Below are 18,541 nucleotides of genomic sequence, written 5' to 3' on the forward strand. Positions count from 1 at the left end.
GAGCCGCCACCCGGCTTTTTACATCAGGACGCGAGTGACAACTCACGCTTTCCCGCATGTTGTGCCAGCCACTGCGCCACGCGCGACTGCTCCTCGGCGTTAAGCCACATCCCTTCTTTGGTACGACGCCAGATGGCATCTTCCAGACGGCGCACCCATTCGTGCTCCACCAGATAGCGCAGCTCGGCTTCGTACAGCTCATGGCCGAAATGCTCGCCCAGATCCGCCAGCGTTTTCGCGTCACCGAGGATCAGGTCGGTATTGCTGCCATACGTACGGGCGTAGTGGCGCGCCATACCTTCGGTAATGAACGGATAGCGACGGCGCAGCTTCGCCGCGAAATCATCGCGGTTATCGCCAATATCACCGCCGGGCAGTACCGCCTCTTTAGTCCATGCCGGGCCGATGCCTTTATAGTACGGGGCCAGTTTTTCCAGCGCGTGCTCGGCCAGCTTGCGGTAGGTGGTGAGCTTGCCGCCAAAGACCGACAGCAGCGGAGCCTGGCCGTCCACGTCATGAATATCGAGCGTGTAATCGCGGGTGATGGCCTGCGGCGAATCGGATTCGTCATCGCACAGCGGACGCACGCCGGAGTAGGTCCAGACCACGTCATCACGCGCCAGCTGTTTCTTAAAGTGCGCGTTATAGACCTTCAGCAGGTAGTTCACTTCGCTCTCGTCGATCTCGACGTGTTTCGGATCGCCTTTGTACTCCACGTCGGTGGTGCCGATGATGGAGAACTCATCCATCCACGGGATCACAAACACGATGCGCTTGTCTTCGTTCTGCAGGATATACGCCTGCTTCTGCGTATGGACGCGCGGCACAACGATGTGGCTGCCTTTAATCAGGCGGATACCGTAAGGCGAAGGCAGGTGCATACCGTCATCAAAGAACTGTTTCACCCACGGACCAGTGGCGTTCACCAGACCGCGCGCTTTCCAGCTGAATTTCTCGCCGGTATCCACGTCTTCCGCTTCCACAATCCACAGGCCGTTTTCACGGCGAGCCGCGGTAGCGCGGGTGCGGGTTTTCACCTCGCCGCCTTTCTTCTCGACCATTTGCGCATTGGCCAGTACCAGACGCGCATCGTCCACCCAGCAGTCGGAATATTCGAATCCGCGCACGATTTCAGGTTTCAGGACCGATTCTGAGCCAAAACGCAAGCCATTCGATCCCGGCAGGCTGGTGCGTTTGCCGAGATGATCGTACATAAACAGGCCGATGCGGATCATCCACGCCGGGCGCAGATGCGGGCGATGCGGCAGACGAAAGCGCATCGGGATCGCCAGATGCGGCGCCATCTTCAGCAGCACTTCGCGTTCAGCTAAGGCTTCACTGACCAGACGGAATTCGTAGTGTTCCAGGTAGCGCAGGCCGCCATGAATCAGTTTGGAGCTGGCGGACGACGTCGCGCAGGCGAGATCGTTAGCTTCCAGCATCAGCACGGATAAACCGCGTCCTGCGGCATCAACCGCAATACCGGCACCGTTGATGCCCCCGCCTATCACAATCAGATCTTTGGTTTCCATAACACCCTCATGCACTTTCGTTAAAGCTCAGAAATGTTCGATATCGCTCATAATAGCAAAGGAACGCGCCTTTGGTAACATCAAAAAAACAATTTAGAGTGATATGGATAACATAATGGCGTTTACCCGCCGCCAGGACGTACACTACGGGGTAAAATAGTGCGGCTTGATGCCCTCACCCCAACCCTCTCCCACGGGGAGAGGGGGATCCCTTTCCCTCTCCCCGTGGGAGAGGGCAGGGTGAGGGGAAAAACCGCGCCCCACCTGAACAGAAGATGAGAACACCATGGATCAGTTTGAATGTATTAACGTAGAAGAAGCCCACCAGAAGATGCACCAGGGAAAAGCGGTGCTGGTGGACATCCGCGATCCGCAGAGCTTTGCGATGGGCCATACGCCGGGCGCGTTCCATCTCACCAACGACACGCTGGGCGCGTTTATGCGCGATAACGACTTCGAAACGCCGGTGATGGTGATGTGCTACCACGGCAACAGCAGCAAAGGCGCGGCGCAGTACCTGCTTCAGCAGGGTTACGATGCGGTGTACAGCGTTGATGGCGGCTTCGATGCCTGGCATCGCCATTTCCCGGCAGAAGTTGAGTACGCGTTTGAGCGCTGATCTCGCTATACTGTCCTCTTTTGTGTGGAAATAAGCGACCGCCGCCCATGTTGATGATCACCTCCTTTACCAACCCGCGCGTCGCCCAGGCGTTTGTCGACTATATGGCGACGCAGGGCGTTATCCTTACCCTTCAGCAACATACGCAAACCGACGTCTGGCTCGCCGACGAAAGCCAGGCCGCGCGCGTCAACGAGGAGCTGGCGCGTTTCCTTGAGAATCCCGCCGACCCGCGCTACCTCGCCGCGAGCTGGCAGTCCGGCCAGACGGGAAGCGGGCTGCAATACCGTCGTTTTCCTTTTATCGCCACGCTGCGCGAACGCGCCGGGCCGTTTACGCTGCTGCTGATGGCGGCCTGTATTCTGGTCTTTATCATTATGAACGTGGTCGGCGACCAGCCCGTGATGCTTGCGCTGGCGTGGCCGTACGATCCCTCCCTGCAGTTTGACGTCTGGCGTTACTTCACCCATACGCTGATGCACTTCTCGGTGATGCATATTCTCTTCAACCTGCTGTGGTGGTGGTACCTCGGCGGTATCGTTGAGAAGCGACTGGGCAGCGGCAAGCTGATTGTGCTTACCGTGATTAGCGCCCTGCTGAGCGGCTATGTGCAGCATAAATTCAGCGGGCCATGGTTCGGCGGCCTGTCCGGCGTGGTCTACGCCCTTATGGGGTACGTCTGGCTCAGGGGCGAGCGCGACCCGGAGAGCGGCATCTATCTGCAGCGCGGATTAATCGCCTTTGCGTTAATATGGCTTATTGCCGGATGGTTTGATCTGTTTGGTATGTCCATTGCCAACGGTGCCCACGTCACCGGTCTGGCCGTCGGGCTGGCGATGGCCTTCGCCGACACGCTCCATGCGCGAAAACGAACATAATTCCAGGGATATTTCATGAAACAAACGCAGCGTCATGACGCCATTATCGAACTGGTAAAAAAACAGGGATACGTCAGTACCGAAGAGCTGGTGGAGCAGTTTGCCGTCAGCCCGCAAACCATTCGTCGCGATTTAAATGACCTGGCCGATCAAAGCCGTATTCTGCGCCATCACGGTGGGGCGGCGCTGCCGTCCAGCTCGGTGAACACCTCCTGGCACGACCGTAAGGCGACACAAACGGCGGAGAAAGAGCGCATTGCGCGTAAGGTCGCCAGCCAGATCCCCAACGGCGCGACGCTGTTTATTGATATCGGTACCACGCCAGAGGCGGTTGCGCACGCGCTGCTGCAACACGAGAACCTGCGCGTGGTCACCAACAACCTGAACGTCGCCAATACCCTGATGCAGAAAGATGATTTCCGCATCATTCTCGCGGGTGGCGAACTGCGCAGCCGCGACGGCGGGATCATCGGCGAAGCGACGCTCGATTTCATCTCTCAGTTCCGCCTTGATTTCGGCATTCTGGGGATCAGCGGTATCGACAGCGACGGCTCGCTGCTGGAGTTTGATTACCATGAAGTCCGAACCAAGCGTGCGATCATTGAGAATTCACGCCACGTGATGCTGGTGGCGGACCACTCCAAGTTTGGCCGAAACGCGATGGTGAATATGGGCAGCATCAGCATGGTCAATGCGCTTTACACTGACGTGATGCCCCCGGCGGGCGTGTTGCAGGTGATTAAAGATAATAATTTGCAGTTAGAGTTGTGTTGATCGGTCTTTCTCCCTCTCCCTGTGGGAGAGGGCCGGGGTGAGGGCATCAGGCCGCACAAAACCTACACGCCATACCCCATCATCTTCAGCAGCTGCTGCGCATGCTGCACCGCATCCTGACGATGCGCCACGCCGAGCTTCTGATACAGATTACGGATGTGCGTCTTAATGGTCGTCGCCGCGACGGCCAGCTCGCCGGCAATCTGCTCATTGCTGTACCCTGAATAGATCAGCCCCAGCACCTGCCATTCACGCTGGGTAAGGGGACTGGTGCGGATAAGTTCCGGCACTTCAGGGTGGTTCAGCAAACGTTCGACGAAGTTCTCGTCAAAATGGGCGAACTTGTGCCGATGGTGCTGATTAATCTCACGCAGAATGCGCTGGGCGCGGTGCTGGTCCAGCTCCGGCAGCGTGTTGAGCTGAATCAGCTGGCGCAGCTGTTGCGCCATCACTTCACCCTCAATCACAAAGTGGCTGATAAACCCGGTACGGTTAGCCAGCTGCAGCGCTTCCAGCAGCACGCGCTGCGCGTCGTTTTTGCGACCCGCCTGCCAGTAAAGCTGGTTGAGCAGCAGCAGGTTACGGTTCAGATCGCTCATCAGGCGCAGGCTGCGGGCGTTTTCGTTCAACTCTTCCAGCACAATTTCGGCAGGCTCAAATTCACCGAGCAGGATCTGCACGCGGGCAATGTTTCGCCACTGGCTTTGCAGGAAGTGGTTATTGGCAAATTCAGGTTTCGGCGTGTGGCGCAGCCAGTTGGCGGCGGATTTTTTGTCGCCGGTCATCTGCCAGTAAATCACCCGGACCTTATCGGCGTTGGAAACCCAGTCGCTGTGGTACTGGCCGTTGCCGAGCAGGTTTTCCAGGCGGTTAAGATGGTTGCGCGCATTGTCCAAATCCCCACGCGCCAGCGAGCATTGCACCAGCAGCGCCAGGCATTGCAGCTGCTGCTGCGGCTGGAAGCTGGAGAGCACGTTCACGCCCTGACGCGCGGCGCTTTCCGCCTCGTCCAGACGTGACCACGCCCACAGCAGCTGAGCGCGAATGCGCAGCAGGAACTCGTGCATCGGCAGCTGTTCCAGATGCTGCTCACGAATAAGCTGGAAGGCTTTCTCCTGGTTCTCCCAGGCGGCCTGCAGGAACCCCTGCGCAAATAAAATCTCGCTTTGCTGGATCAGGCTCCACAGCGCGTAATGCCACACGTCATGGCGGCGCGCCATCTGTTCGGTTTGCTGCATCAGCGACAGCGAGCGCGTCAGGTCGCCTTTGCAGTGCAGCACTTCACCGTGTACCGAGGTCGCCACAATGCGGCTGTAGAAGTTCGCCAGCGGCAGTTCGTCCAGCGCGACCATCGCCAGACGTTCGGCCTCTTCCGGGTCGCCATCGTTGATAGCCACCTGGGCGCGCAGCGCGTTGAACTCGCCGTGCAGGGTGGCGTCCATCTCGCTTTCCATCTCCTGCTCGGCGCGCGCCAGCAGCGTATTCACTTCGCTGTAGCGATGCTGGCTCTGCATCAGCCAGGCCTGCAGCAGCACCAGGCGCGGGTTTTCCAGCAGGCTTTCCCACGGCAGCGCTTTTAAGGACTCTTCAAGCAGCGTCAGTTCGCTGTGGTTAAACAGCCCCCACGCATGGTTGAGCAGAATATCGCGCAGCATGTTGGCATCACCGGCGGCCAGCGCATGGTGGATCGCCTCGCTTGGGAAGCCCTGAGCCATCCAGCTCTCGGCGGCGGCGCGGTGGATCTGCGGCAGTTCGGCGGCCAGCTCCCACTGGCAGCGCTGGCGCAGGAAGCTACCAAACAGCGGGTGATAGCTGAACCATTCGCCGGGATCGTCCATCCGCGTCAGAAAGAGTCCCTGACGTTCAATCTCTTCGAGCTGAAGCTGGCCGTTTTCCGTGCCGGTGACGCGCATAATCAGCGCGTCGTTCATGGAGCGCAGCAGGGAGCTTTTGAGCAGGAAGTTACGGGTAGAGGGATCAACGCTGTCCAGCACCTCGTCCACCAGATAATCCGACAGATGGCTGGCATTGATGCCTGCCAGACGACGCGCGGACTGATGCGTCGGGCTGTTATTTTGTCGCGCAGAGAGGGCAATGAGCTGCAGGGCGGTCGCCCAGCCGGCAACGTCATCGCACAGACGGCTGCTCTCGGAGGCTTCAATCGGGGAGGTCAGGCGGCAGTCAAAGAACTGTTTGGCTTCCTGATGGGTAAAGGCCAGCTGCTGGCTGCCCACCTCGAGAAGCTGATCGCGCACGCGCAGGTTTGCGATGCCGAGCTGCGGTAAATTGCGCGACAGCACCACCAGGGTGAGATTTTCCGGCTGATGGCGCAGGAAAAAGCGCATCGACTCATGAATAACCGGGTTGGTGATCAGATGGTAATCATCAATCACCACGTACAGCGGACGATGCCATTCGGCCAGTTCAATAAAGAGCTGTGAGAAAAGGGAAGACAGGCTGGCGTACTGGCGTTTTTGCACCATCACTTCGCTGGCTACGCAGTGGCCGTTGGTGGCCTGCTGAAGGGCAGCAATTAAATAACTGGCAAAACGCTCCTGCTGGTTATCGCCCTCATCAAGGGAGTACCAGCCGAGATCGCTTTTGCCCGCCGCCCACTGTGAAATGAGCGTTGTCTTTCCATAACCTGCAGGGCTCGTCACCAGCGCCAGTCGGAAATTATGCGCGCCGGAAAGTTTAGCCAGCAGACGCTCGCGGACCACCGTGTGGTCGAGGCGAACCGGGCGACTTAATTTGGACGGAATCAACATAGTTTTCACTTCACTGTGGGGAACGAGAAATTTATTTTTTTTGCGCTTCGTAATTAATAGATATAAGGTCGGTGAATAGAAGAACTATTGCAAGTTATGTCTGGGTTTTGTGCCTCTGAATTTGCACTGTGTCACAAAACATTCCGGCAGGCGGCGGAACTTTTTAAAAATGGCCCTCGTGCCGCATGGATACTGGATTGTTTGCATGACATGCGCTTACGCTGAAACGGGTTTCATAACGGGATAATCACGCCCGCGTTAATAAAGTTTGGGTAATGTTCAGCAGGCGTAATACTTCTCTGAGAAACCCCTTAATTGCAAAAAGCGTATTCTCTGTCAGTAATCATTTCAACGTGTATTAATTTCTTACGAAACGGCATTTCATTTTTTTGACACTCTTCCCGGTTATCTTCTCGCCTTCAACGCACACTGCCGCCTGGCGCGCAAAGTGGCCTCGATCACACTTTTCTGCTCATCCCCGCTACTCCTCCCTGGCTAATCCTTTACGGGAGGAGGAAGTGGTGTAATGAGCCAGGCACACTAGCGCCAGTGGTTAATTTTCTTTTTACAGGATGCCGATTCCCTATGTCACAGCCTACCTTCAACAAAGCTCAATTTCAGGCTGCCCTGACGCGTCAGTGGCAGCGTTTTGGCCTTCATGCTGCAAACGAAATGACGCCCCACCAGTGGTGGCAGGCGGTGAGCGGTGCGCTCGCAGAGCAACTGGATGCTCAGCCGGTGGCGAAGCCCGTTAAAGGCCAGCGTCACGTGAACTATATTTCGATGGAATTCCTGATTGGGCGCCTCACCGGCAACAACCTTCTTAATCTCGGCTGGTATCAGGAGGTGGGCGATGTGCTGAAAGAGCACGACGTTAACCTGACCGACCTGCTGGAAGAAGAGACCGACCCGGCGCTGGGCAACGGCGGTTTGGGGCGTCTGGCGGCCTGCTTCCTCGACTCCATGGCGACCGTCGGCCAGTCGGCCATCGGTTATGGCCTGAACTATCAGTACGGCCTGTTCCGTCAGTCGTTCGCCGACGGGCATCAGATGGAAGCGCCGGACGACTGGCATCGCAACACCTATCCGTGGTTCCGCCACAACGCGCAGCTGGATGTGCAGGTGGGCATTGGCGGGAAAGTCTCGAAGCAAGGCCTCTGGGAGCCAGCGTTTACTCTTACCGGTGAAGCCTGGGACCTGCCGGTGCTCGGTTACCGTAACGGCGTCTCACAGCCGCTGCGCCTGTGGCAGGCGAAGCACGCGCATCCGTTCAACCTGACCAAATTCAACGACGGCGATTTCCTGCGTGCCGAGCAGCAGGGCATCGACGCCGAAAAACTGACTAAAGTGCTCTACCCGAACGACAACCATCTGGCGGGTAAAAAGCTGCGCCTGATGCAGCAGTACTTCCAGTGCGCCTGCTCCGTGGCGGATATTCTGCGCCGTCATCATCTGGCGGGCCGTAAGCTGGCACAGTTGCCGGACTTCGAAGTGATTCAGCTCAACGACACGCACCCGACGATTGCGATCCCTGAGCTGCTGCGCGTGCTGATCGATGAGCATCAGCTGAGCTGGGATGACGCCTGGGCGATTACCAGCCGCACCTTTGCCTACACCAACCACACCCTGATGCCGGAAGCGCTGGAGTGCTGGGATGAGAAGCTGGTGAAAACCCTGCTGCCGCGCCACATGCAGATCATCAACACGATTAACGACCAGTTTAAAACGCTGGTGGAGAAAACATGGCCGGGTGATAACGCCGTCTGGGCGAAGCTGGCCGTGGTGTATGACAAACAGGTGCGCATGGCGAACATGTGCGTGGTGAGCGGCTTTGCGGTCAACGGCGTGGCGGCGCTGCACTCCGACCTGGTGGTGAAAGATCTGTTCCCGGAATATCACCAGCTGTGGCCGACCAAATTCCACAACGTGACCAACGGCATTACACCGCGCCGCTGGATCAAGCAGTGCAACCCGCTGCTGGCGGGCCTGCTGGACAAGACGCTGAAGAAAGAGTGGGCCAACGATCTGGACCAGCTCATCAGTCTGGAAAAACAGGCCGACAACGCCAAATTCCGCGAGCAGTACCGCGCCATCAAGCGGGAGAACAAAGTTCGCCTGGCGGCGTTTGTGAAGATGCGCACCGGAATTGAGATCAACCCGAACGCTATTTTTGATATCCAGATTAAGCGCCTGCACGAGTACAAGCGCCAGCACCTGAACCTGCTGCACATTCTGGCGCTGTACAAGGAGATCCGCGAGAACCCGCAGGCCGACCGCGTGCCGCGCGTGTTCCTGTTCGGTGCGAAAGCCGCGCCGGGCTACTATCTGGCGAAAAACATCATCCTCGCCATTAATAAGGTTGCGGCGGCGATCAACAACGATCCGAAGGTGGGCGACAAGCTGAAGGTGGTGTTCCTGCCGGACTACTGCGTCTCGGCGGCGGAAATGCTGATCCCGGCGGCGGATATCTCTGAGCAGATCTCAACGGCGGGTAAAGAAGCCTCCGGTACGGGCAACATGAAGCTCGCGCTGAACGGCGCGCTGACCGTCGGCACCCTGGACGGTGCGAACGTCGAAATCGCCGAGAAGGTTGGGGAAGAGAACATCTTTATCTTCGGCCATACTGTTGAAGAAGTGAAAGCCATCAAAGCCAAAGGCTACGACCCGGTGAAGTGGCGTAAAAAAGACAAAGTGCTGGATGCAGTACTGAAAGAGCTGGAGAGCGGTAAATACAGCGACGGCGATAAGCACGCGTTCGACCAGATGCTGCACAGCATGGGCAAACAGGGCGGCGACCCGTACCTGGTGATGGCGGACTTCACGGCCTACGTGGATGCGCAAAAGCAGGTCGATGTGCTGTACCGCGACCAGGAGGCCTGGACCCGCGCGTGTATCCTGAATACCGCCCGCTGCGGCATGTTCAGCTCTGACCGCTCAATCCGTGACTATCAGGCTCGTATCTGGCAGGCAAAACGCTAAGGAAGCGCGATGGAGAGTAAACGTCTGGATAGCGCCGCGCAGGCGGCGGGGATTAGCCTCAGTTACATTAATGCTCACGGCAAACCACAGTCTATTGGCGCTGAAACCAAAAGACGTTTGCTGGATGCCATGCACAACACCGGCGCGAAAGCGTCGGCCTCCCCGGTGCCGAACGTCAAGGTCTTTACCGCGGGCAAAAAAATGTCGCTGACGGTGGAGGGGCGCGGCGAGTTTAGCTGGCAGCTTACTACCGAAGCGGGGCAGGTGCACACAGGCCACGCCACCGGCGGCAAACGCTTTACCCTTCCGGCAAAACTGCCGGAGGGCTACCACACGTTAACGCTCACCCAGAATGCCAAGCCGTTCGCCTGCCGGGTGATCGTTGCGCCGAAGCGCTGCTATGAGCCGCAGGCGCTGGTGGAGGGCAAAAAGCTGTGGGGTGCCTGCGTACAGCTCTACACGCTGCGCTCCGACAGTAACTGGGGCATCGGCGACTTCGGCGATTTGAAAAAGATGCTCTCGTCAGTGGGTGAGCGCGGCGGGGCGTTTATCGGCCTCAACCCAATCCACGCGCTCTATCCGGCGAACCCGGAAAGCGCCAGCCCGTACAGCCCGTCTTCGCGTCGCTGGCTAAACGTCATTTATATCGACGTTAACGCGCTGGATGATTTCAAAAACAGCAAAGAGGCGCAGGCGTGGTGGAGGCTGGAGACCACGCAGCAGATGCTGAAGCAGGCACGCGACGCCGAGTGGGTGGACTACTCTGCCGTCACCTCGCTGAAAATGGCCGCGCTGCGCCTGGCGTGGAAGGGGTTTGCGAAGCGCGATGACGAGCAGATGGCCGCTTTCCGTCAGTTTGTAGACCGGGAGGGCGAGAGCCTTTACTGGCAGGCGGCGTTCGATGCGCTGCACGCCTACCAGGTGAAGGAAGACGAGATGCGCTGGGGCTGGCCGGTATGGCCGAAGGCGTATCAACGGGTGGATACCCCAGAAGTAAAAGCCTTCTGTAAAAAATATGCCGACGAAGTGGATTTTTACCTCTGGCTGCAGTGGCTGGCGTACAGCCAGTTTGCCGCCTGCTGGCAGGTGAGCCAGGGCTATAACATGCCGATTGGCCTGTACCGTGATCTGGCGGTTGGCGTGGCAGAGGGCGGGGCGGAAACCTGGTGCGACCGCGAGCTTTACTGCCTGAAAGCCTCCGTGGGCGCGCCGCCGGACATCCTCGGCCCGCTGGGCCAGAACTGGGGTCTGCCGCCGATGGATCCGCACGTCATGGCCGCTCGCGCCTACCAGCCGTTCATCGATCTGCTGCGCGCGAATATGCAGAACTGCGGCGCGCTGCGCATTGACCATGTTATGTCGGTGCTGCGCCTGTGGTGGATCCCGTACGGTGAAACGGCCGATCACGGAGCATACGTGCAGTACCCGGTGGACGATCTGTTGTCGATCCTGGCGCTGGAGAGTAAACGTCATCAGTGTATGGTGATCGGCGAAGATCTCGGTACCGTGCCGGTGGAAATCGTCAGCAAGCTGCGCGACAGCGGCGTGTATTCCTACAAAGTGCTTTATTTTGAGAGCGACCATGAGAAAACCTTCCGCGCGCCGAAAGCGTACCCGGAACAGTCAATGGCAGTCGCGACGACGCATGACCTTCCTACGCTTCGTGGCTACTGGGAAAGCGGCGACCTGACGCTCGGCAAAACGCTGGGGCTGTATCCGGATGAGGTGGTTTTACGCGGTCTGTACCAGGATCGCGAGCTGGCGAAACAGGGGCTGCTGGATGCGCTGCACAAGCACGGCTGTCTGCCGAAACGCGCCGGGCATAAGGCATCGCTGATGGCGATGACGTCCACGCTCAACCGCGGGTTACAGCGCTATATTGCCGACAGCAACAGCGCGTTGCTGGGTCTACAGCCGGAGGACTGGATTGATATGGCGGAGCCGGTAAACATCCCGGGGACCAGCTATCAGTACAAGAACTGGCGACGCAAGCTTTCTGTGGGTCTGGAAGCGATGTTTACTGATGACGGGGTGAACAGGCTGATTAAAGATCTGGATAAGCGCAGAAGAGCGTTAACTAAGAAGCGGTGATTTTTCCCTCACCCTAACCCTCTCCCAAAGGGAGAGGGAATAGAATGTAGGCCGGGTAAGCGTTAGCGCCACCCGGCTTTTTTACATCAGATAGCCATATTCAGCAGCAGAACCCCGACCAGGCCGCACACGGAGATAATGGTTTCCAGCATGGACCAGGACTTGATGGTCTCACCGATCGTCAGGTTGAAGTACTCCTTGAACAGCCAGAAGCCCGGATCGTTGACGTGGGAGAAAATCACGCTGCCGGAACCTACCGCGATAACCATCAGCTCCGGGCTGACGCCCGTGGTGGCGATCAGCGGTGCCACGATGCCACCGGCCGTGATGGCCGCAACGGTTGCGGAACCCAGCGCGATACGCAGAACGGCTGCGATAAACCATGCCATAAACAGTGGGGACAGGTTGGTGGCATGCATCATGGACGCAATGTATTTGTCCACGCCGCTGTCGACCAGAACCTGCTTGAACGCACCGCCACCGCCGATGATCAGCAGCATCATGGCGATGATTTTGATGGACGAGGTCAGCGTGTCGTTGATCTGGTCCATTGAACGGCCACGGTTCAGGCCGAAGGTGAACATCGCAATCAGAACGGCAATCAGCGTCGCCATGACCGGGTCGCCCAGGAACTCCGCCACGCTCAGGAACGCGTGACCTTTCGGCAGAACCATCTCGGCAATCGCGCGCATCGCCATCAGGATCACCGGCACCAGCGAGGTCCAGACGCTGACGCCAAAGCCAGGCATCTCCTCTTCGGTGAAGGTTTTGGCGCTGTAGAGACCTTCCGGGATCGGCTTATCAATGCCTTTCAGGAAGCGGGCAAATACCGGACCGGCCAGAATCACGGTCGGGATCGCCAGGATGGTACCGAACAGCAGGGTTTTACCCATATCGGCGTGGAAGATGGTCGCGATAGCGGTTGGGCCCGGGTGCGGAGGCAGGAAGCCGTGGGTCACGGACAGCGCAGCCGCCATTGGCACACCGACGAACAGTAATGGGATGTTGGCCGCCGCCGCGATGGTGAACACCAATGGCAACATCAGGACGAAGCCCACCTCATAGAACAGCGCGAAACCGACGGTAAAACCGGTTAATACCACCGCCCACTGAATGTGCTGTTTGCCGAATTTGGCAATCAGCGTGGTGGCAATACGCTGCGCGCCACCGCAGTCCGCCAGCATTTTGCCGAGCATGGCACCAAAGCCCATGATCAACGCCAGGCTGCCGAGCGTGCCGCCGACGCCGGCTTTAATTGAGCTGATAACTTTTACCAGCGGCATGCCTTGCATCAGACCGACTGCAAGTGCCACCAGAACCAGAGCGATAAATCCGTTCAGTTTGAAACGGATCATCAAGAGCAGTAATAACACAACACCGATAGCGACGATGACTAATGGCATGATTTACCTGGCCTTTGAATTGTTATGGGTAACGTCATTGTTTCAACGACAAATTCCGATTGTCCCAACTGGGAACAGAGCGTTAACGGCACTAATACGGTCGCCTGTGAAACGATTAAGTTTAGTCGGCTGTTATGGGTATGTTTAGTGTCCGCAGGAATGATACGGGTAACATGACGTGATTGAGAATCACCCAGGCAGGCAAAATTTGAATAATGAGACGCAGGTCAACATATACAGAGGGGAGAGGCGGGCAAACAAAAGCCGGGCGGCGGCTTCGCCTTACCCGGCTTACGAATCAAAATGTGCAGCGTCACTGTAGGCCCGGTAAGCGCAGCGCCACCGGGCAAAGGCAGACGGCTTAGTAGTAAGAGTGCTCGCCGCGCTGGTGTTCGGTCAGGTCACGCACGCCTTTCAGTTCAGGGAACTCGTTCAGCAGCTGCTTCTCGATCCCTTCTTTCAGCGTCACGTCAACCATGGAACAGCCGTTACAGCCGCCGCCGAACTGAAGAATAGCCAGGCCATCTTCGGTGATTTCCATCAGGGTGACGCGACCACCGTGGCCGGCCAGCTGTGGGTTAATCTGGGACTGCAACATGTACTCCACGCGTTCCATCAGCGGAGCATCGTCAGACACTTTACGCATTTTCGCGTTCGGTGCTTTCAGGGTCAGCTGGGAACCCAGCTGGTCTGTGACAAAATCAATCTCCGCATCCTCAAGATACGGCGCGCTCAGCTCATCGACATAGGCCGTGAGCTGCTCAAATTTAAGGGCAGTGTCGGTTGCTTCCACGGCGTCCGGTGGACAATAAGAGACACCACATTCTGCATTCGGAGTGCCTGGATTGATCACAAACACGCGGATCTGCGTCCCTTCTTCCTGATTTGCCAGCAGTTTGGCAAAGTGCGCTTGTGCAGAATCGGAAATACGGATCATAGCTTTGGCCTAATAGTTGACTAAATTACCTGGGTATAATCATACGCCCATTGAAGAAGGGCTACAAGGTACGGCACAGACACCATACCTGAACCGACGCGGCGCCGCTTTGCAAAAGCAGCCGTGAAAGTTCGGCGACGGTGCTGCCCGTGGTGACGACATCATCCACCAGCGCGATATGGAGGCCGTTGACCGGCAATTCAAGGCGAAAGGCATTTTTCAGGTTTCGTTTGCGCAGCCGCGCGTTGAGCCGGTGCTGGGTCGCGGTGGCCTGAACGCGCGTTAATGCTGAGGCAGGGTAACGACACCCGAGCCAGTGGGCGAGCGGACGGCAAAGCAGGTCGCTTTGGTTGTAGCCTCGCCGCCAGTGGCGACGGCGATACAGGGGCACGTTCATGATCATGTCCACGCCCGGTAGCTGGCGCGTGCGTCGCGCCTGTAAAAGCGCCAGCAGCAGCAGACGTGCGAGGGGGCGCGCCAACGAACTCTGACTGGAAAACTTCAGGGAATGAATCAGACCGCTCAGGGGCGGAACGTAGTGGTCTACTGCCACCAGGGCACACCACGGCGGCGGTTTTTTCAGGCAGCGGCCGCACGGGAGCTGCGGGCTAGTCGCCGGTAAACCACATTGCGGGCAGCCGCTGATACGCCCTTGCAGCGAGCGCGTACAGACAGAACAGATGCCCCATCCGCTCAGCGTAAGCGGCATTCGGCATAGCCAGCACAAGCCGGGCGCTGTTAGCATAGACAACCTCCATGTCAAAAAGAGAACGATAGCTGATGAAGACGCTGTGGTGGCAGACCGTTGGGACGGGAAATTGTCATCTTGTGCTGCTGCACGGATGGGGACTGAACGCCGAAGTATGGCGTTGCGTAAGTGAGGAACTGGCCTCGCATTTTACACTGCATCTGGTGGATCTGCCCGGCTATGGCCGCAGCAGCGGCTATGGTGCGATGACGCTTGCTGAGATGGCAAACGAGGTCCTGGACGCGGCGCCGCAAAACGCCATCTGGCTGGGCTGGAGCCTGGGCGGGCTGGTGGCGAGCCAGATTGCGCTTACCCATCTCGAACGCGTGCAGGCGCTGGTCACCGTGGCCTCGTCGCCCTGTTTCAGCGCGCATGATGCATGGCCGGGGATCAAACCGGAGGTGTTGGCCGGGTTCCAGCAGCAGTTGAGCGCTGATTTCCAGCGCACGGTGGAGCGTTTTCTGGCGCTACAGACGATGGGCACGGAAACGGCGCGTCAGGATGCGCGTACGCTGAAACAGACCGTGCTCTCTCTGCCGATGCCAGACGTGGCGGTCCTCAACGGCGGGCTGGAAATCCTGAGAACGGTCGATCTGCGTGAACCGCTTGCCTCACTGGCGCTGCCGCATCTGAGGATCTACGGCTATCTTGATGGCCTGGTGCCGCGCAAAGTTGTTCCTCTGCTTGATGCGCTTTGGCCGGAAAGTGAATCGCTGGTGGTGGCGAAAGCCGCCCATGCGCCGTTTATCTCTCATCCTGAGGAGATCGTGTCTGCGCTCGTTGCGCTACGTCAACGTGTGGCCTGACTGATTTCTCACCCGCCTGGCAAAAATGCCGCACCGCAACAATACTCAAGGTGTCGTTGCGGTTGTTCTGCCTACGATAATCAAAACAACAATCCTAAGGAGAGTCGGGTTATGAAACTTGTTACAGGTATTGTCACTTCTCTGGTTATTGGGTCTCTGTCATTTGGCGTGTTTGCGGCAGAAGAGCTGCAAAAAGATAAGGTCAAAGAGATGAATCTGACCAAGGTGGGGGAGATCACCACGTCTGACACCACAGCACCGATGGATGCGAAGCGCGAGCTGTCCAAAAAAGCGGATGAGCTGGGCGGAAAATACTACGTGATTACCAGCGCGCAGAAAGACACCAAAAACGTGCATGCTACGGCTGAAGTCTTTAAGTAATACAACAGAGCCGGGCAGTTACGCCCGGCTCTCGCTTAACGCAGCGCCCACCACTCCCTGAGGCAGGCCTTTCCTTCAGGACAGCTTTTGCAACTGCCCGACAGGCAATCGTTCGGCTCTTCCTGAATACGCACGGCTTTTCCCATGGCTTCCAGCCTTTCCAGCATGGCATCGATCATCGGTTGCGGCGTATGCAGGTTGATGCTCATCTGTTTTGCCTCCATCCGTCCCTGTAATGCCAGTAAATCCCGAACCTGAATTAACGATGCCATGGTGTTCACCTCTTAATGACAGTCGCCAGCCGGGCTGTTGCAGCAGGTGGCGGGGGTTTTACGGGTCGCCAGCAGGTTAACGTCAACGCGGCTACGCGCCCGACGCAGCAGGCCGATAACAACCACGTTGAACAGGATCACCGCCAGAATGCAGACCAGGCTGTAGCGCGGATGCTGGCTGAAGTTAGCCGCCTGATAAAACACCGTCGACAGCGAGTACGCGATGTTAAGCCCCCACAGTACGGAGAAGCCCATCCAGCCGCGGCTGGATTCACGGGCAATCGCCCCCATCACGGAGATGCACGGAATGTACAGCAGCACGAAGATCAGGTAGCTGTAGGCCGCTGAGGCGCTGCCAAACTTCTCGCTCATCACGCCCATGGCACCGGTGGCCATTTCGCCGTCGCCTTTACTGGCTTCGATGGGGTTTGCCAGAACGCTCAGGCTAAAGGTGTCTTTCAGGCTCTGCCAGGTCTCATCCACCGCGCCGAGCAACTCGTCACCGAGGTGAAACTCTGCCGGGTTAAACGCCTGCTCCTGAATGTTTTCAGCGGTGTAGAGGGTGTTGAGCGTACCCACAACCACCTCTTTTGCCATCGCCCCGGTGAACAGGCCCACGGTCGCCTGCCAGTTATCTTCATGCACGCCAATCGGTTTGAACACCGGCGTGATGACGCGGCTGACGGAGGCCAGCGCGGAGTCGTTGATGTTATCTGCCGCTTGCCCGCTCAGGGTGAAGCTGTTCAACGCGCTCAGGAAAATACTGACAATCACGATAACTTTACCGGCACGCAGTACGAAGCCTTTCAGGCGCTGCCAGGTCTGGATCACCAGGCTCTTAAGATGCGGCACGTGGTAAACCGGCAGCTCCATCACAAACGGCGACGCTTCACCGCGCATGATGGTGTGTTTGAGCATCAGGCCGGTCAGGATCGCCATCACGATGCCCAGCACGTACAGCGAGAAGACCGCCAGCGCACCCTGCTGGCCAAAAAAGGCCGCCGCAAAGACCGCGAAGATAGCCAGTCGTGCGCCGCAGGACATAAACGGTGCCATCATGATGGTCATCAGACGTTCACGCGGGGCATCGAGCGTGCGGGCGCCCATCACCGACGGGACGTTGCAGCCGAAGCCGACAATCAGCGGTACGAAGGATTTACCCGGCAGGCCCAGCGCCTGCATCAGACGGTCCATCACGAACGCGGCGCGGGCCATGTAGCCGGAGTCCTCAAGGAAGGAGAGGAACAGGTACATCATGCCAATCTGCGGCACCAGCGGCAGAACGGTATTGATACCGCCGCCCAGCCCTTGGGCGAGGAAGATGGTCAGCCATTCCGGGAAGCGCAGGGTGTAACCCAGCCACTGAATGCCGTGCACGAAGATCGCAACCGATCCGGCGTCGAAAATAGGCTGTAACGCACCGCCGATGTTAATGGCGAGCAGGAACATGAGGTACATCACGAGCAGGAAAACGGGCAGGCCGAGGAAACGATTGAGGACAATTTTATCAATCGCGGCGGTAAAGCGGCTCGGTTCTGCCGTTAACGCGTTGCTGACCACGTCGCAAATGGCCGCGATGGCCTGATAGCGCGCATCCGCGATATGTAGAGCCGGGTCGTCGAATTCGTCGTTGAGACGCGCCAGCGCAACGTCCAGCTTATCCGCCGCGTTGCCCGCATAGGCGCGGCTGTAAATATCGCCTTCCAGCATCTGCAGGCCGAGCCACTGGCGCTGGCGGGCGGGCAGGGTGCCGTCCATTGCCTGTGCCAGGGCGCTGGCTTCGCGCAGCAGCGGCCGGGCGTAATGCACCAGCTCAACGTCGCTGTTTCCGGTATGACGGTCAATCGCCAGCTTCAGGGCATCAATGCCGCGAGCGCGGGTCGAAACCAGCGGCACCACCGGGCAGCCCAGACGGGCAGAGAGCGCATCAATATCAATACGCAGGTTCTGCTTTTCCGCAATGTCGAGCATGTTGAGCGCGACGATGCAGGGAATGCCCAGCTCAAGCAGCTGCAGCGTCAGGTAGAGGTTACGCTCCAGGTTGGAGGCGTCCACGACGTTAATCAGTAAGTCTGCATCGCCGCTCAAAATATAGTGGCAGGCGATCTGCTCATCGAGCGAGGTTTGCGAAGAGATGGTGGTTAACGAATAGGTGCCGGGCAGGTCAACTAACGTTACCTGATTATCCGTGGTCGTGAATTGACCCTCTTTTCGTTCTACCGTTACGCCTGCCCAGTTCCCCACGCGCTGACGTGCGCCGGTAAGCTGGTTAAATAAGGTTGTCTTGCCGGAATTAGGATTGCCAATTAAGCCAATAGTTAATTTTTTCATTGTAATAGACTCACTGAAACCG

14 protein-coding genes are annotated in these 18,541 nt (G+C 57.9%); 7 read left to right on the forward strand and 7 right to left on the reverse strand.

The features are described 5' to 3' along the window. Nucleotides 1-23: 23 nt before the first annotated feature. Nucleotides 24-1,532, reverse strand: coding sequence for a glycerol-3-phosphate dehydrogenase (gene glpD, locus ACWKX3_RS15410; RefSeq protein ID WP_153682118.1), 1,509 nt, complete (start codon nt 1,530-1,532; stop codon nt 24-26). Between the two features lie 286 nt (nt 1,533-1,818). On the opposite strand from glpD, the gene glpE reads away from it, so the two are divergent. From glpE to ACWKX3_RS15425, 3 genes are read left to right on the forward strand one after another with little or no spacing between them, the layout of a single operon-like run. Further along, nucleotides 1,819-2,151, forward strand: a complete 333-nt coding sequence (gene glpE, locus ACWKX3_RS15415; RefSeq protein WP_006177908.1) for a thiosulfate sulfurtransferase GlpE — start codon at nt 1,819-1,821, stop codon at nt 2,149-2,151. A 47-nt stretch (nt 2,152-2,198) separates the two neighbouring features. After that, a complete protein-coding gene (glpG, locus tag ACWKX3_RS15420) occupies nt 2,199-3,029 on the forward strand; it encodes a rhomboid family intramembrane serine protease GlpG (RefSeq protein ID WP_006177907.1) in 831 nt (276 codons plus the stop codon). Nucleotides 3,030-3,044: 15 nt separating this feature from the next. Further along, nucleotides 3,045-3,803 carry a DeoR/GlpR family transcriptional regulator gene (locus ACWKX3_RS15425; protein ID WP_006177906.1) on the forward strand — a complete coding sequence of 253 codons (759 nt, stop codon included), beginning with the start codon at nt 3,045-3,047 and terminating at the stop codon, nt 3,801-3,803. A 62-nt stretch (nt 3,804-3,865) separates the two neighbouring features. On the opposite strand, the gene malT is transcribed toward ACWKX3_RS15425, so the two are convergent. Continuing rightward, nucleotides 3,866-6,571 (reverse strand): HTH-type transcriptional regulator MalT, encoded by a 2,706-nt coding sequence (malT, locus tag ACWKX3_RS15430; RefSeq protein ID WP_006177905.1) that lies wholly within the window; start codon nt 6,569-6,571, stop codon nt 3,866-3,868. 585 nt (nt 6,572-7,156) lie between these two features. On the opposite strand from malT, the gene malP reads away from it, so the two are divergent. Further along, entirely contained in the window at nt 7,157-9,550 is a 2,394-nt protein-coding gene (gene malP / locus ACWKX3_RS15435) for a maltodextrin phosphorylase (protein WP_088209229.1), read from the forward strand. Nucleotides 9,551-9,559: 9 nt separating this feature from the next. Beyond that, nucleotides 9,560-11,641 carry a 4-alpha-glucanotransferase gene (malQ, locus tag ACWKX3_RS15440; protein WP_153682119.1) on the forward strand — a complete coding sequence of 694 codons (2,082 nt, stop codon included), beginning with the start codon at nt 9,560-9,562 and terminating at the stop codon, nt 11,639-11,641. A gap of 86 nt (nt 11,642-11,727) precedes the next feature. Here malQ and gntT read toward each other — a convergent pair whose 3' ends face one another. From gntT to gntX, 3 genes are all read right to left on the reverse strand, one after another. Then, nucleotides 11,728-13,044 (reverse strand): gluconate transporter, encoded by a 1,317-nt coding sequence (gene gntT, locus ACWKX3_RS15445; RefSeq protein ID WP_006177901.1) that lies wholly within the window; start codon nt 13,042-13,044, stop codon nt 11,728-11,730. Between the two features lie 361 nt (nt 13,045-13,405). Continuing rightward, nucleotides 13,406-13,981, reverse strand: a complete 576-nt coding sequence (gene nfuA / locus ACWKX3_RS15450) for a Fe-S biogenesis protein NfuA (RefSeq protein ID WP_006177899.1) — start codon at nt 13,979-13,981, stop codon at nt 13,406-13,408. Nucleotides 13,982-14,042: 61 nt separating this feature from the next. Next, the gene (gntX, locus tag ACWKX3_RS15455; protein WP_101738420.1) at nt 14,043-14,726 is read right to left on the reverse strand and encodes a DNA utilization protein GntX; all 684 of its coding nucleotides are present in this window, start codon (nt 14,724-14,726) and stop codon (nt 14,043-14,045) included. 35 nt (nt 14,727-14,761) lie between these two features. Here gntX and bioH point away from each other — a divergent pair, with 35 nt between their 5' ends. Both bioH and ACWKX3_RS15465 read left to right on the forward strand, forming a co-directional pair. Then, nucleotides 14,762-15,535, forward strand: a complete 774-nt coding sequence (gene bioH, locus ACWKX3_RS15460) for a pimeloyl-ACP methyl ester esterase BioH (protein WP_454542054.1) — start codon at nt 14,762-14,764, stop codon at nt 15,533-15,535. 111 nt (nt 15,536-15,646) lie between these two features. After that, a complete protein-coding gene (locus tag ACWKX3_RS15465) occupies nt 15,647-15,916 on the forward strand; it encodes a YdgH/BhsA/McbA-like domain containing protein (protein ID WP_006177896.1) in 270 nt (89 codons plus the stop codon). Between the two features lie 35 nt (nt 15,917-15,951). On the opposite strand, the gene feoC is transcribed toward ACWKX3_RS15465, so the two are convergent. Continuing rightward, nucleotides 15,952-16,188, reverse strand: a complete 237-nt coding sequence (feoC, locus tag ACWKX3_RS15470) for a [Fe-S]-dependent transcriptional repressor FeoC (protein ID WP_137903713.1) — start codon at nt 16,186-16,188, stop codon at nt 15,952-15,954. 12 nt (nt 16,189-16,200) lie between these two features. After that, a complete protein-coding gene (feoB, locus tag ACWKX3_RS15475; RefSeq protein WP_454542055.1) occupies nt 16,201-18,519 on the reverse strand; it encodes a Fe(2+) transporter permease subunit FeoB in 2,319 nt (772 codons plus the stop codon). Nucleotides 18,520-18,541: the final 22 nt, after the last annotated feature.

Source organism: Enterobacter sp. UPMP2052 (assembly GCF_053709675.1).

Coding starts and splice junctions, on each gene's coding strand:
- glpD (WP_153682118.1), bottom strand. CDS start 1,532: ATGGAAACCAAAGATCTGATTGTGATAGGCGGGGGCATCAACGGTGCC.
- glpE (WP_006177908.1), top strand. CDS start 1,819: ATGGATCAGTTTGAATGTATTAACGTAGAAGAAGCCCACCAGAAGATG.
- glpG (WP_006177907.1), top strand. CDS start 2,199: ATGTTGATGATCACCTCCTTTACCAACCCGCGCGTCGCCCAGGCGTTT.
- ACWKX3_RS15425 (WP_006177906.1), top strand. CDS start 3,045: ATGAAACAAACGCAGCGTCATGACGCCATTATCGAACTGGTAAAAAAA.
- malT (WP_006177905.1), bottom strand. CDS start 6,571: ATGTTGATTCCGTCCAAATTAAGTCGCCCGGTTCGCCTCGACCACACG.
- malP (WP_088209229.1), top strand. CDS start 7,157: ATGTCACAGCCTACCTTCAACAAAGCTCAATTTCAGGCTGCCCTGACG.
- malQ (WP_153682119.1), top strand. CDS start 9,560: ATGGAGAGTAAACGTCTGGATAGCGCCGCGCAGGCGGCGGGGATTAGC.
- gntT (WP_006177901.1), bottom strand. CDS start 13,044: ATGCCATTAGTCATCGTCGCTATCGGTGTTGTGTTATTACTGCTCTTG.
- nfuA (WP_006177899.1), bottom strand. CDS start 13,981: ATGATCCGTATTTCCGATTCTGCACAAGCGCACTTTGCCAAACTGCTG.
- gntX (WP_101738420.1), bottom strand. CDS start 14,726: ATGCTAACAGCGCCCGGCTTGTGCTGGCTATGCCGAATGCCGCTTACG.
- bioH (WP_454542054.1), top strand. CDS start 14,762: ATGAAGACGCTGTGGTGGCAGACCGTTGGGACGGGAAATTGTCATCTT.
- ACWKX3_RS15465 (WP_006177896.1), top strand. CDS start 15,647: ATGAAACTTGTTACAGGTATTGTCACTTCTCTGGTTATTGGGTCTCTG.
- feoC (WP_137903713.1), bottom strand. CDS start 16,188: ATGGCATCGTTAATTCAGGTTCGGGATTTACTGGCATTACAGGGACGG.
- feoB (WP_454542055.1), bottom strand. CDS start 18,519: ATGAAAAAATTAACTATTGGCTTAATTGGCAATCCTAATTCCGGCAAG.